Here is a 13,018-nt window from a genome sequence, read left to right as displayed (position 1 = left end):
CGTCATGGCTGTGCCGCGAAGGGACCACCCGATGAGACGCACCCCGGCCACCCGTACCGCCGCCACCGCCGCCACGGCGCTCGCCCTCGCGCTGGCCGCCACCGCCTGCGGCGACGGCGGCACCACGGGCCCCGCGTCCGACGGCGAGTTCAGCGGCCAGACGATCACCGTGGCCGGGGTGTGGACCGGCACCGAGCAGAAGAACTTCCAGAAGGTGCTGGACGCCTGGAGCGAGGAGTCCGGCGCGAGCGTGGAGTTCCTGTCCACCGGCGACAACGTCTCCACCGTCATCGGCTCCAAGATCGAGGGCGGCGACGCGCCGGAGGTCGTGATGGTGCCGCAGGTCGGCGTGCTCAAGCAGTTCGCGCAAAGCGGCTGGCTCTCCCCGCTGTCAGCGGACGCCGAGCAGGAGGTGACGCAGAACTTCGCAAACGTGTGGAAGGACTACGGGACCGTGGGCGGGAAGTACTACGGGCTGTACTTCAAGGCCGCGCACAAGTCGCTCGTCTGGTACAGCCCGGACGCGCTGGAGCAGGCGGGCGTGGACGAACCCGCCACCTACGCTCAGATGCTGGAGAACGGGCGCACGATCTCCGACTCCGGCCTGCCCGCCTTCTCCGTCGCGGGCCAGGACGGCTGGACGCTGACCGACTGGTTCGAGAACGTCTACCTCTCCCAGGCCGGGCCAGAAAAGTACGACCAGCTGGCCGATCACGCGATCCCGTGGACCGACCCGTCCGTGGTGGAAGCGCTCACCACGCTCGGCGAGCTGTTCTCCGACAAGGAACTGGTCGCGGGCGGCGCGGACACCGCGCTGCGTACCGACTTCCCCACCTCCGTCCAGCACGTCTTCGGCCCCGAGCCCAAGGCCGCGATGGTCTACGAGGGCGACTTCGTGGGCGCGCTGGTGGCCGGTGACTTCGGCAAGACGCTCGGTGAGGACGCCAGGTTCTTCCTCTTCCCGCCCGTGGACGGCGGCCCCAAGCCCGTCGTCAGCGGCGGGGACGCGGCCGTCGTCCTCAAGGACGGCGAGCACCAGGAGGCCGCGATGTCGCTCATCGAGTTCCTGGCCACCCCCGAAGCGGCGGCGGTGTGGGCGAAGGCGGGCGGCTACCTCTCCCCCAACCGCGAACTGGATGTCTCCGCCTACGCCGACGACCTGACGCGGCAGACCGCCCAGTCACTCGTCGAGGCCGGGGACAGCGTGCGCTTCGACATGTCCGACCAGGCCCCGGCCGCGTTCGGCGGCACCGTGGGCAAGGGCGAGTGGAAACTCCTCCAGGACTTCCTGCGCGACCCCTCCGACCCGAAGGCGACCGCCGAGCAGCTGGAAGCCGCCGCGGCCGACGCCTTCGACCGCTGACGGACAGGCACCCGACGCCGTGACCACCACGCTCGCCCCGGCCACCCCCGGCGCCGCCCAGCGGCGGCGCCGCGCCCAGCGCCGCAAACGTTTGGTCGCCTGGGCCTTCGTCCTGCCCGCCGCGCTGCTGCTCGGCGCGCTGGTCGTGTACCCGGTGCTGTTCTCCGTGGGCCGCAGCCTGTTCGACGCCTCCGGCACCCGGTTCGTCGGCGTCGGCAACTACACCGAGATGTTCCGCGACCCGGCCACCCTCACGGCCATCCGCAACTCCACGATCTGGGTCGTCGTCGCCCCCGTCCTGCTCACCGGACTCGGGCTCATCCTCGCCGTGCTGACGGAGAAGATCCGCTGGGCGACGGCGTTCAAACTGCTGCTGTTCCTGCCGATGGCCGTGTCCTTCCTGGCCGCCGGGATCATCTTCCGCCTCGCCTACGAACACGACCCGGACAAGGGGGTGCTCAACGCGGCCGTCGTCGCCGTCCACGACACCTTCACCGCGCCCTCCCCCTACCCGACGGCGCGTCCCCGCGAGGACGCGCTCGCGGCCGGGCCAGGCGGCTCCTACGTGACGCCGTCGCCCGCCGCACCCGGTGAGACGGTGACGCTCGGCTTCGTCGGGATCGCCCCCGGCGACGTGCCGGACGGCGCCGAGCCCGCCGCCCCCGCTGACGCGCGCGACGACGCGCTCAGCGGCGTCGTCTACCTGGACTTCGTCCCCGGCGGGGGTGGGGACGAAGGCCAGGTAGACCCCGGAGAGTCCGGGCTGCCGACGATGGCCGTGGAAGCCGTCGCCGCCGACGGCACCGTCGCCGCCTCCACCACCACCGCCGCCGACGGCTCCTTCGCCCTCACCGGCCTGCCCGACGGCCCCTACACCGTGCGGCTGCCCGCGGCCAATTTCGCCGAGCCCTACCAGGGCGTCTCCTGGCTCAGCCCGGCTCTGGTCACCCCGGCCATCATCGGCGCCTACGTGTGGATCTGGACCGGCTTCGCCATGGTGCTCATCGGCGCCGGGCTCGCCGCCCTGCCGCGCGACGCGCTGGAAGCCGCCCGCATGGACGGCGCCAGCGAATGGCAGATCTTCCGCCTGATCACCGTGCCGCTGCTCGCCCCCGTGCTGACGGTGGTCTTCGTGACGATGGTGATCAACGTGATGAAGGTCTTCGACCTCGTCTACATCATCGCCCCCGGCCCCGTGCAGCCCGACGCGACGGTACTGGCCACCCAGATGTGGCTGGTCTCCTTCGGCGGCGGCAACGACCAGGGTCTGGGCAGCGCGCTCGCCGTGCTGCTGCTCGTCCTGGTGATCCCCGCCATGATCTTCAACGTCCGCCGCTTCCGCAGGAGCCAGTCGTGAGTACCCCAGGCACGCTTGCGCGGAAACCAGCCGGGGCGCCCGCGGTCGCCGGTGCCCTCGCCGCCCCCGTCCGCCCCCGCTCCCCGCTGCGCCGCGTCACGTCCGCCCTCAACAACAGCCTGGTGCAAGCCCTGCTCGTCCTCATCGCCCTGGTGTGGATCACCCCGCTGGCCGGGCTGCTGTTCTCCTCCCTGCGCGCGGAGGACGCCAACGCCTCCAGCGGCTGGTGGACGGCGCTGACCGACCCGGCCCAGCTCTCCTTCGACAACTACAGCGCCCTGCTCGCCGACTCCGGCATCACCCAGGCGTTCTGGAACACCGTGCTGATCTCCGTCCCGGCGACGTTCCTCGTCGTCGCGGTCTCCGCGCTCGCCGGATACGCCTTCGCCTGGCTGGAATTCCCCGGCCGCGACGCCATCTTCCTGCTCGTGGTCGCCCTGCTGGTGGTGCCGGTGCAGATCGGGTTGCTGCCGGTCGCGAAACTCTTCGGCACGCTCGGCCTGTTCGGCACCATCCCCGGCGTCGTCCTGTTCCACGTCGCCTACGGGCTGCCGTTCGCCGTGTTCCTGCTGCGCAACTACTTCGCCGAGATCCCGAAGGAGATGCTGGAGGCCGCCCGCATCGACGGCGGCGGCGAAGGACGCATCTTCACCCGGCTCGTCCTGCCCCTGGGCAAACCCGCCATCGCCTCGCTGGCCATCTTCCAGTTCCTGTGGGTGTGGAACGACATGCTGGTCGCCCTGCTGTTCGCGAACACCTCGTCGCAGCCGCTCACGGTGGCCCTGCAATCGGAGATGCGCCAGTTCGGCTCCAACATCGGCATCCTGGCACCCGGCGCGTTCCTCTCCCTGGTGGTACCCGTCCTCGTCTTCTTCGCCTTCCAACGCCACTTCGTCCAGGGCGTCATGGCAGGCTCGGTGAAGTAGCCCGGCCCGGGGAGCGCGCCCGGGCGGGAGGATCAGGTCGCGTCGGGCTGGGTGGTCTTGTCGATCCAGCGCAGGTAGCCCGGCGCCCCTGACAGGGGCACCGAGGAGACCTCCGGGTTCTTCCACGGGTGGTGTTCCAGAAGGTGCGTTTCCAGCGCGGCGTATCGGTCGGCGCGGGTCTTGAGCACGAGCTGCCACTCTTCACCCGTGCCGAACTCACCCTGGTGCCAGAACACCGACGCCGCCGGGCCGACGATCTGCGCACCGGCCGCCAGCCGGGCCGCCACGACCGACTGAGCCAGCCGTACGGCCTCCTCGCGAGTCTGGGTGGCCGTGGCCACCTGTAGGTACTCAGCCATGCGGCGAGCCTAGTCCCTGGCCCCGTGCGGAACTGGCGACGGCAGGTGATTACGCGGGAAGTCGGGGGCGCGGCCAGGCCCGTACCGCTGCCGAAACCAGTGCCGTCCCGGCCAGGCTGCCCAGCACTAGCAGCAGGACCCCCACCCCGAACAGGCCGCTCGCGTCGTCCGACCAGTCGAGGTATGCCGCGATGGCCAGGCCCGCCGTCGTGCCGAGCACCGCGCCGGGGACGTAGCGGCGGGACGCCGCCCAGACCACCGGGAGCAGCAAGGTCACCGCCAGGCCCAGGATCTGCCACGCCTCGTACGGGCCGCTGTCCGCGCCGACCTCGCGGTGCTGGTCCCAGCCCAGCCACGCGGCCCATGCCGCTCCCGCGATCACGGCCATGAGTAAGACGGAGAGAGCTTGGTGGAGAGGGCCGCGGGTGCGCGTCTGCTGGTCCATGGCTCCAGGATTCCCCACTTCACGCCCGGTGACCTGAGTACGCGTACTCAGATCCCGAACCGCGATCTCAGGCAGCCTCTCACCGCTGGCCGAACAGGGTCAGCATGTCGTCGCGGGCGAACATGCGGGCGGTGTCGATGGCGTTGGGTGTGCCCGCTGAGGGGTCCGCGCCACCCGCCACCAGGGCGCGGACGACCTCCAGCTCGCCCTTGAACACCGCCCCGGCCAGCGGCGTCTGGCCCCGGTCGTTGACGCGGTCCGCCTCCGCGCCGCGCTCCAGCAGCGCCCGCACCGCGTCCGCGTGCCCGTGGTACGCGGCCAGCATGACCAGCGTGTCGCCCTTGTCGTTGGTCAGGTTCGGCGGGACACCGGCGTCTACGTAGGCGGCGAGTGTGTCCGTCTCACCGGCGCGGGCCAGGTCGAAGACCTTCGCGGCGAGCTGCAGGACCTCCGGGTCGTGTGCGGGCTCTTCGGTCATGGCGACTCCTTCGCAGGCGGGACGTACGGTCGGCGTGAGCCGGTGGGGATCACCCTACGTACGCCTGCCCCTCAGAACGCGGCGCGCACCTCGCCGACGGGCACGCCGCCGCCCAGCAGGGGGTGCGCGCCGATGCGGGCGAGCACCGGCGACGTCACGCCCACGCGTTCCAGGGCGCGCGCCAGCACCGGGCCCAGGGCACGGGTGCCGCCGTCGTCGAGCTTGAAGGCCAGCGCCCGCCCGTCCGGCAGCGCGACCGCCTGCACCGCCTCGGCGCCCATCTTCGCCAGCGTGCCCGGCACCTCACGCATCAGCCAGGTGTCGTGGCGGCGGGTCCCGGCGACGTACTCGGGGTGGGCGCGCATCGCGTCGGCCACCCGGCGCTGCGGCGTGCCCTGTGGCGCGGTGACCAGCGCGCGGAAGGCGCGGGCGAGGCCGGTGAGGGAGACGGCGAGCAGCGGCGCGCCGCAGCCGTCGGTTCCGGTGGCGGCGACGGGCTCACCAGCGGCCCCGGCCAGGGCGTCGGCGACCAGACGCTGGTAGGGGTGCCCCGGGTCGAGGTAGTCGTCGGTGGACCAGCCCGCGGCCCGGCAGGCGGCGAGCATCGCGGCGTGCTTGCCGGAGCAGTTCATCGTGAGCCGGGCGCGGGCGTGCCCGGCCGCCAGGTACGCCTCGGCCTCCTCCGGGTCCAGCGGCAGGTCGGGCGGGCACTGGAGGGCGTCTTCGGTGAAGCCGTGCTCGGCCAGCACCTTCGCGGCCAGTTCGCGGTGGATGGCTTCGCCGGAGTGGCTGGCGGCGGCCAGGGCCAGCCGCTCACCGGCCAGCGGGGCGCCCGCGCGCAGGCATGCCACGGCCTGGAACGGCTTGTTCGACGAGCGCGGGAACACGGGAGCGGCGACGTCGCCGAGCGCCCACTCGACGGCCCCGTCGGCGTCCAGGACGACGAGGGAGCCACGGTGGTGCCCCTCCACGAACCCGGAGCGGACGACCTCGGCCAGCACCGGCGGCGCCTGCCCGGTGTGCGCGGGCCGCACGGCGGCGGACGGGCCAGGTGCGGTGGCTTCGGGCGCGGCAGGCCCGGGGACGGTGGGTATGGCGGGCGGCTCGGCGGGAGTGGGCGGCATCAGCGGTACCTCGGTGCTGCTGGGGACGCCCGTCCCGCCCTAAGGGGTCGCCTAGGCGAGCAGGTCGTCAACGTGTGCTTCGCCCTCACGGTACCTGCGGGCGATCTCGGTGCCGCAATCGTCGGCCGTCCGCTGGAACGCCAGCCGCCGCTGCGAGACCTGCCGCTCGTAGCGCTTCAGGCGGCCCATCGCCTCGCGCAGCTCACCGTCGGTGCGGGAGGGCAGGTCGGACAGCTCCACTTCGGCGAGCATCGTTGCGGCCAGCTCCCGGTACTCCGCGCCGCGCGGTGTGGTGACCGTCATATGACGGGAGGAGCGGTGCCGGGTGGTGGGGCCGTCGGCCAGGATCTGCGGCAGGCGGTCCACCAGCGGCGTGGCCGGGCCCGTCCGGTCGGCGAGTTCGGCGCGCAGGATGTCGATACGGCCCTGGAGCAGCCTGCGCACGTAGCTGAGGTCCGCCTCGTCGCGCTGGGCGGCGCGGCGCAGGGCGCGCAGCTGGGGCAGGCCGAGCGCGGCCGGGTCCTCGGTGCCGGTGACCTCGCTGTCCGTGACTGGGCTGTCGGTGACCGAAGTGTCGGTGACCTCGCTGTCAGGCGTGTCCCGCGAGCCGCGCTGCCGCGGCGGCAGGCCACCGGCCGCCGGTACGGTGCCGGGGGTCCCGCCGGCTCCGGCTGTGCTCATGGTCGTCCCCTTGTCCCCGGCCTGGTGTCCGGTGCCCGCATCGTGTCACTTCGGGCGGGAGGCGCGCAGCGACTTGGCACCCATCCGGCGCATCATGGACCCATGCGAGCAGTAGTTCAGAGGGTGAACGGCGCCAGCGTGACGGTGGACGGCGAGACGGTCGGGGAGATCGTCGGGGAGGGGTTGTGCGTCCTCGTCGGCGTCACGCACGAGGATGGTCCGGAGCAGGCGGAGAAGCTGGCCCGCAAGCTGTGGGGGCTGCGCGTCCTGTCCGGCGAGAAGTCCTGCTCGGACCTGGGCGCACCGCTGCTGGTGATCAGCCAGTTCACGCTGTACGGGGACGCGCGCAAGGGGCGGCGTCCCACCTGGCAGGCGGCGGCGCCCGGCGAGGTGGCGGAGCCGCTGGTGGCCGAGGTGTGCGCGCGGCTGCGGGCGCTGGGCGCGGAGGTGGCCGAGGGCCGCTTCGGCGCGGACATGAAGGTGTCCCTGCTGGGCGACGGCCCCTTCACCGTGCTGGTGGAGGTCTGACCTCTCTGCCCGGTCAACTCCCTTCCCCTGAGCGGAGGTTCGTGACCCTGGACACACTCGTCACCGAAGTCGTCCGGTGTGGACGACGATGGCCGCGCAGGCGCGGTGACGAGGGTGAGGAGAGACCATGCGATTCGCGGACGAGCCCGAAGTGGCCAGTGAGGTGCTGATCGACGCGAGCCCCGCCACCGTGTGGGCCCTGGTGACCGACATCCAGCTGCCGACCCGGTTCAGCCCGGAGCTCCAGCGCGTGGCCTGGCTCGACGGCGCGGACGCGATGGCCCTCGGGGCGCGCTTCGCGGGCCACAACCGCAGCGCGCACATGGGCGAGTGGCGGACGGTCAGCACGGTGATCGAGCTGGAACCCGAGCGCGGTTACTCCTACGTCGTGCACGCCCCGGAAGCGCCGCAGGACAGCCCCGGCGCCCCGGCCAAGCCCCTGGCGACCTGGCGCTACGACGTGGCCCCCGAGGGCGGCGGAACCCGGCTCCGGCACTCCGTGCGCATCGGCCTGGGCCCCTCCGGGCTGGCCCGGGCCATCGAACAGGCCCCGGGCCAGGAGGAAGAGATCATGGCCTACCGCGTCAGCGTCCTGCGGCGGGGCATCGACGCCACGCTGGAAGGTGTCAGGAAGCTCGCCGAACAGGGGTGAGCGCCCCGGGCAGGCAGGCCCGCCCGGGGGTCAGTTCCGCTCCGGCCAGCCCCGCGCCTCGTCCGCCCCGCACCTCAGGCGCCGTGTCACCTCGTCGTCCAGTCGCGGAATTCCACCGTGGCACGGGTGTCGCCGCCGCCGCTCGCCGTGGTCATGAACAGGCCCGCGTCCTGGGCGGTGGCGGTGCCCGGCACGGTCACCGTGGCCACGGTGCGCCAGCTCGCGCCGCCGTCCGTGGAGCAGGCGCCGGTGAAGGACGAGCCCGAGCGCGTCAGCCGCAGCCGCACCGGGGCGCGGACGCCGGTGAGGCGGCGGTAGGCGCGGAGCAGGCCGCCGCCGTCGGGGTCGTAGGACAGCACCACGCCGTTGCCCGGGGTGATGGCCAGGTTCACCACGCCGCGACCGCGTGCCTCGGGCAGGCTATTGCGGGCGATGATCCCGGCCCGCGCCCACGGCCCGGTGTCCGGCTGCGCGGTGACGTCCACGGTGACGCTGCCGCCGTCGCGCAGGCCACCGGGACGGTAGACGGTGCCGAACTGCTCCCGGGTGCGCCACAGGTCGTTGCCGCCGCCGTGGACGGCGTAGCGCGCGCCGAGCTGGCCGAAAACGGCGTCGTTGGTGGTGTGGGTGCGCAGGCCCGGGTCCAGCTCACCGGCGAGGAACAGCGTGCCCGCGCGCGCCGTGCGCACCCGGTTTTCGCCCTGCGGGCCGAAGGTGGCGGCCAGTTCGTACGGCAGTGGCCGCAGCGGGTCGCGCAGGGCACTGTCGGCGGCGGTGACCCGCCAGTCCGCCTGAGCACGGGCGCCCGGGGCCACGGTGTCGAACGAGGTGGGGCCCTGCGGCTGCGCCCGCTCCAGGCCGGTCAGCGTCAGGTCCACGGTGCCGGTGGCGCGCAGGCCGTTCTCGTTGCGGAACGCCGCCGTCAGCGTGGTGGCGCCGCCGGGGCGCAGCACGCGCGGGTCGGCGGAGGCGGTGAGACTGCCCTGGTACGGGGCGCGGGCGAGCACGTCGTGGGCGCGGCGCGCGGTGCGGTGGGCGTCGTGGACGGGGCGCTGCGGGTAGTCGTTGGTCTGCCGCGTCCACGCCTCCTCGCGGGCGTACCAGTCGATGTCCTGGGGCGGCCGGTCGGCGGCGAGGGCGTCGGCGAGTTCGTCCAGGTAGGTCTGCCAGCGCGGCAAGTGGTAGTCGGCGGTCAGGCCGTGCCAGTTGCGGTTGGCGTAGTCCACGAGGTTGCCGCCGCTGGCGGTAGCGCGGTCGGCCCAGGTGGTGATCAGCACGCGGGCGGTGCGCTCCAGCCGGGCCCGCTCAGCGGCGTCCGCGCCCGCGTCGGCGGCGGCCCGGCGGGCGTCGGCGAGCCACGGGCCGAGCAGGAACAGGCGGTGGCCGCCGGTGACGTCGTCCAGCAGCCGGATCAGGTCCAGCCACAGCGCGGCCAGCTTGCCGAACGCCGTCCGGTCCTTCGTCGCGTACGCGTGCTGGAGCTGGCCGATGAGCAGCCACGAGCGGTTGCCCACGGCCTGCCGGGCGGTGTCGGTCACGTCGTGGCGGTAGGCGTCCGAACCGCGCAGCGCGGGGCTGACGTTCAGCAGGGCGGCGAAGGCGGCGTCGAAGGAGGGCAGGTCGAACGCGGGGGCGTGGGTGGCATACCGGGTGCCGGAGCGGGCGGCGAGGTCGGGGCGGGCGGCGAAGATGCTGTCGTGCGGGCGGCCGTCGGTGGAGCTGATGCGGTACGCGGTCTCGCGCAGCGCGGCGAAGGCGTCCTCGGCGGCGCGGTCGGGGGCGCCGTAGCGGAAGTGGGCGTACTCGGTGAACCAGGCCGCGCGCTCCACCGGCTGCTCGCGCCAGGCCAGCTCGCTGAACAGCTCGAACGCGGCCGGGTCGCGCTCGGCGGCCTCCGGCATGAACGCGGTGCCGGTGAGCGCGCTGCCGGAGCGGTCGCGCCAGGTGGTGAAGCGCTCCGTCCACAGGTGGGTCTTGGCGCCGAGGGTGGTGCGTCCGCCGAAGTTGGGGATGGTGCCGAACGCGTAGGGGACGCCGCCCCAGTCGGCTTCGCGGTCGGTGACGCGCTCCAGGTCGGACAGGCCGTCCACGATGAGCATGCGCTCGGGGTGGGCGAGGCCGTCCAGCAGCTCACGGCGCGGGTTCTCCTGCCAGCCGAGGATGACCCACGTGGCCTCGGGGTGGGCGCGCCGCAACGCCTCCTCGACGGCGCGGGACGCCTCCGGCACCGGGACGTCGCCGGGGTCGCCGCCCTCGTGCAGCAGGTCCATCTTGAAGTGGGTCACCGCGCCGAACAGTTCGCGCTGGTGGGCGTAGAACGCGGCGGCGACGTCGCGGAAGGCGGCGGTGCGCGGGTCCAGCCAGTCCGGGCGCGGCAGCGCGGCCCACGTGCCCTGCGGCACGGTGCGGGCGCCGGGGTTGCGGGTGGCGAAGTCACGCGGCACGGTGCCGAAGTAGCCCGGCAGCACCGCCGACATACCCAGCTCCCGCAGCCGCGCGGTGATGCGCCGCCCCAGGTCGGCGCGGTCGGCCAGCAGGCCGGGGCTGACCGGGCCGCCGTAGTGCGACATGTTCTGCAACAGCCACCACGGCTGGTGCGACGGCGCCGGAATCCACGCGCGCGCCTCGGCGTCGGAGTACCCGAAATCCGTCAGCAGCCGGTGGTAGACGGCCTCGGTGCCCGGCGTCACCAGCACCTCGTTGACACCGTGCAGCGCGAGCACGTCGATCAGCCGCTCCCAGCGCGGCCAGTCGGCGTAGGGGGCGGTGTAGCCGTCGTGGGTGTCGTTGAGCGCGAACCGGTGCGGCACGGTGGCCCGCTGCTCGACGGGCTGCTGGGGCGCGGGCAGCTGGCGCGGCAGCTCCGTCTGACTCCCGGCCCAGCTCAGGTGGGCGCGGCAGGTGTACTTCAGGTACCAGTGGACGCCGGTCAGCACGGTGGCCGGACTCGTCCCGGCGACGGTCACGGCACCGCTGTCCCCGTCCACGGTGAACCGCTCCTCACCGCCGTCCAGCAGGCGGAGGGTGAACTGGTCGGCGTGGTCCGGCAACAGGCGGCGCAGCGCGGCCCGGGCGGGCGCGACGCCGGTGGGGTCACCGCCGGCGGGGTTGCCAGTGGGGGCGCCGGTGGGGCCGCCGCCCGGTGGGGCCGGGTCCTGCGGCGAGAACCCGGGTGCGCTCCCCGTCAGCGCGGTGCCGGCCCCCAGGGCTCCGGCCGATCCCAGCAACGCACGCCTGCTCAGTCCACTCACCATGACCCCGACTCTGTGCGGCGGTGTTAACGGAAGAACGCACGGCACGTTAACGCGCCCTACATCCTTCCCCACCACACCGCGCGGCAAGCACCCCCCGCGTTACGCCGCGCCAGTGAGCCCACGCCAGCACCGCTCCGGGGGCTGGGCTGGGCTGGGGGCTGGGGGCTGGGGGCAAGCCTCCGGCTCACTGAGTGACTTCACCACCTGGGAGGATCTGGCGGGAAGCGGCCCGGGGGAAGTGGGCTGCTATCACGACTCACCCCAGTCGCCGTCGCACCCGGCCGCGTTACGCGAGGAACACCGTCACCGCCGCAGTGAAATCCGCCGGGGCTGTCAGGGGCCACGGGAGCCGTCGGTACTGCCCGGCTGTGAGAACGAACGTCCGGGGTGGCGGGGAGGGCGTCATGGTCACCTCGGCTGCGCCAGTCAGCCTTGATCGGGTGCGGGCTGGGGGGCTTGGGGGGCGGTGGTGTGGGCGAGCAGGTCGTCGAGGGTTTGGGCCGGGCGCAGGAGTTGGAAGGTGACGGTGTTGTCGGTGTGGACGCGGGCGCCGTGCACGGCGGGCTCGGGCAGGCTGTTGTAGTGGAACGGGGTGGAGTAGTAGTACGCGCCGGTGTCGAGCAGGGCGATCAGGTCGCCGGGGTCGAGCGGGGGCAGGGGGCGGGCGCGGGCGAGCAGGTCGCCGACGAAGCAGCAGGGGCCCGCGATGTCCTGTGGGACGGGTTCGCCCTGCTTCTCCGCGCCTGTCGGATCGTGGGCGGTCAGCCGCAGGGGCCACGCCTCGGGCAGGAACACCGTGCGCGCCGCGACCTGTGCGCCCGCGTGCGTCACCGCGATCGCACGTCCCCCGGCGGACTTGGTGTACTCGACGTAGGCGGCGGTGAAACCGTTCTTCGCCAGCAGGGCGCGCCCGAACTCGGTGACGACCCGGTACCGGCCACTGAACAGCGCGGGGGCACGCTCGCGCAGGTGGGCCACGTAGGCGGGGAACTCGGGGGTGTGCTCCTCACCGCCGAAGTTCACCGGGAGCCCGCCGCCGATGTCCACACCGGTCACCTGACGGCGTCCGAGCCGGGCGTTCACCTCCTCGGCGAAGCCGACGGCCCGGGCCACGCCGTCGGCGATCAGCTCCAGCGGGCAGCCCTGTGAGCCGACGTGGGTGTGCACCCAGGTCAGCCAGGGACGCGCGGCGTAGGCGTCCAGCAGCCGCTGCCGGTTGCCGTCGTCGGTGAGCGGGATGCCGAACTTGGACGTGGCGGTCGCGGTGCTCATCGCCCCGATGCCGCCCTCGCCCACCTGCGGGTTGACCCGCACCCCGAGCCGCGCGGCGGTACCCGTGCCGCTGGCGCCCAGCAGCGCGTCGAGGCGTTCCAGCTCCTGGAAGTTGTCCACGTTCAGCGCGACGCCGAGTTCCAGCGCGTGCCGCAGCTCGGCGCGGGTCTTGGCCGGGGAGTCGAAGACGATCCGCTCCGGCGCGAACCCGGCGGCCAGCGCCTGTGCCAGCTCGCCCGGGCTGGCCACCTCGCACCCCATGCCCAGCGCGCGCAGCTCCGCCAGCACCGGCACCAGGCAGTTGGCCTTGGCGGCGAACGTGTGCAGCGTGGGCACGTCGGGGAACGCGGCGTGGAGGGCGGCGACGCTCGCGGCGACGCCGTCGAGGTCCACGAACCCCGCGAGCAGCGCGTTCTCGGGGTCCAGCAGCCCTTCGCGCACCGCCGCGCGCAGGATGCGTTCGCGACGCCACGCCGTCTGGGAACCGTCCACGCCTCACCTTTCCCGTCGCCGTCCCGCCCGGTCGCCGTCCCGCCCGGTCGCCGTGCTGCCCGGCCGCCGTGCTGCCCGGCCGCCGTC

Annotated in this window: 12 protein-coding genes; 5 read left to right on the top strand and 7 right to left on the bottom strand. The window is 73.4% G+C overall.

What is annotated here, in order from left to right:
- Window positions 1-31: 31 nt before the first annotated feature.
- From JJV70_RS14940 to JJV70_RS14930, 3 genes are all read left to right on the top strand, one after another.
- Window positions 32-1,363: an ABC transporter substrate-binding protein gene (locus tag JJV70_RS14940; protein WP_219048449.1), complete on the top strand. Its 1,332-nt coding sequence runs from the start codon at window positions 32-34 to the stop codon at window positions 1,361-1,363.
- A gap of 19 nt (window positions 1,364-1,382) precedes the next feature.
- Window positions 1,383-2,720 carry a carbohydrate ABC transporter permease gene (locus JJV70_RS14935; RefSeq protein WP_219048448.1) on the top strand — a complete coding sequence of 446 codons (1,338 nt, stop codon included), beginning with the start codon at window positions 1,383-1,385 and terminating at the stop codon, window positions 2,718-2,720.
- Window positions 2,721-2,806: 86 nt separating this feature from the next.
- Window positions 2,807-3,646, top strand: a complete 840-nt coding sequence (locus tag JJV70_RS14930; protein WP_219048483.1) for a carbohydrate ABC transporter permease — start codon at window positions 2,807-2,809, stop codon at window positions 3,644-3,646.
- A 32-nt stretch (window positions 3,647-3,678) separates the two neighbouring features.
- On the opposite strand, the gene cutA is transcribed toward JJV70_RS14930, so the two are convergent.
- The 5 genes from cutA to JJV70_RS14905 form a co-directional block, all read right to left on the bottom strand.
- Window positions 3,679-4,005 (bottom strand): divalent-cation tolerance protein CutA, encoded by a 327-nt coding sequence (cutA, locus tag JJV70_RS14925; protein WP_219048447.1) that lies wholly within the window; start codon window positions 4,003-4,005, stop codon window positions 3,679-3,681.
- Between the two features lie 49 nt (window positions 4,006-4,054).
- On the bottom strand, window positions 4,055-4,393 hold the full coding sequence (locus tag JJV70_RS14920) for a hypothetical protein (protein ID WP_257573988.1): 339 nt from the start codon (window positions 4,391-4,393) through the stop codon (window positions 4,055-4,057).
- 136 nt (window positions 4,394-4,529) lie between these two features.
- Window positions 4,530-4,928 carry an ankyrin repeat domain-containing protein gene (locus JJV70_RS14915; protein ID WP_219048445.1) on the bottom strand — a complete coding sequence of 133 codons (399 nt, stop codon included), beginning with the start codon at window positions 4,926-4,928 and terminating at the stop codon, window positions 4,530-4,532.
- A gap of 71 nt (window positions 4,929-4,999) precedes the next feature.
- Window positions 5,000-6,052: an asparaginase gene (locus JJV70_RS14910; RefSeq protein ID WP_219048444.1), complete on the bottom strand. Its 1,053-nt coding sequence runs from the start codon at window positions 6,050-6,052 to the stop codon at window positions 5,000-5,002.
- A gap of 51 nt (window positions 6,053-6,103) precedes the next feature.
- Window positions 6,104-6,733: a hypothetical protein gene (locus JJV70_RS14905; protein ID WP_219048443.1), complete on the bottom strand. Its 630-nt coding sequence runs from the start codon at window positions 6,731-6,733 to the stop codon at window positions 6,104-6,106.
- 102 nt (window positions 6,734-6,835) lie between these two features.
- On the opposite strand from JJV70_RS14905, the gene dtd reads away from it, so the two are divergent.
- Complete coding sequence (gene dtd, locus JJV70_RS14900) at window positions 6,836-7,261, top strand: D-aminoacyl-tRNA deacylase (protein ID WP_219048442.1); 426 nt, start codon at window positions 6,836-6,838, stop codon at window positions 7,259-7,261.
- A 127-nt stretch (window positions 7,262-7,388) separates the two neighbouring features.
- Complete coding sequence (locus JJV70_RS14895; RefSeq protein ID WP_219048441.1) at window positions 7,389-7,913, top strand: SRPBCC family protein; 525 nt, start codon at window positions 7,389-7,391, stop codon at window positions 7,911-7,913.
- Between the two features lie 86 nt (window positions 7,914-7,999).
- On the opposite strand, the gene JJV70_RS14890 is transcribed toward JJV70_RS14895, so the two are convergent.
- The gene (locus tag JJV70_RS14890) at window positions 8,000-11,167 is read right to left on the bottom strand and encodes an alpha-N-acetylglucosaminidase (protein ID WP_257573987.1); all 3,168 of its coding nucleotides are present in this window, start codon (window positions 11,165-11,167) and stop codon (window positions 8,000-8,002) included.
- A gap of 426 nt (window positions 11,168-11,593) precedes the next feature.
- The gene (locus JJV70_RS14885) at window positions 11,594-12,931 is read right to left on the bottom strand and encodes a diaminopimelate decarboxylase (RefSeq protein WP_308294826.1); all 1,338 of its coding nucleotides are present in this window, start codon (window positions 12,929-12,931) and stop codon (window positions 11,594-11,596) included.
- Window positions 12,932-13,018: the final 87 nt, after the last annotated feature.

This window comes from Streptomyces sp. JJ66 (genome assembly GCF_019303495.1).
In the GTDB taxonomy this organism is placed as follows: domain Bacteria; phylum Actinomycetota; class Actinomycetes; order Streptomycetales; family Streptomycetaceae; genus Streptomyces.
Note: the sequence above shows the minus strand (reverse complement) of the source record. Positions and strands in the feature narration are given on the sequence as shown.

Coding starts and splice junctions, on each gene's coding strand:
- JJV70_RS14915 (WP_219048445.1), bottom strand. CDS start 4,928: ATGACCGAAGAGCCCGCACACGACCCGGAGGTCCTGCAGCTCGCCGCG.
- JJV70_RS14940 (WP_219048449.1), top strand. CDS start 32: ATGAGACGCACCCCGGCCACCCGTACCGCCGCCACCGCCGCCACGGCG.
- JJV70_RS14890 (WP_257573987.1), bottom strand. CDS start 11,167: ATGGTGAGTGGACTGAGCAGGCGTGCGTTGCTGGGATCGGCCGGAGCC.
- JJV70_RS14910 (WP_219048444.1), bottom strand. CDS start 6,052: ATGCCGCCCACTCCCGCCGAGCCGCCCGCCATACCCACCGTCCCCGGG.
- JJV70_RS14905 (WP_219048443.1), bottom strand. CDS start 6,733: ATGAGCACAGCCGGAGCCGGCGGGACCCCCGGCACCGTACCGGCGGCC.
- JJV70_RS14895 (WP_219048441.1), top strand. CDS start 7,389: ATGCGATTCGCGGACGAGCCCGAAGTGGCCAGTGAGGTGCTGATCGAC.
- cutA (WP_219048447.1), bottom strand. CDS start 4,005: ATGGCTGAGTACCTACAGGTGGCCACGGCCACCCAGACTCGCGAGGAG.
- JJV70_RS14920 (WP_257573988.1), bottom strand. CDS start 4,393: ATGGCCGTGATCGCGGGAGCGGCATGGGCCGCGTGGCTGGGCTGGGAC.
- dtd (WP_219048442.1), top strand. CDS start 6,836: ATGCGAGCAGTAGTTCAGAGGGTGAACGGCGCCAGCGTGACGGTGGAC.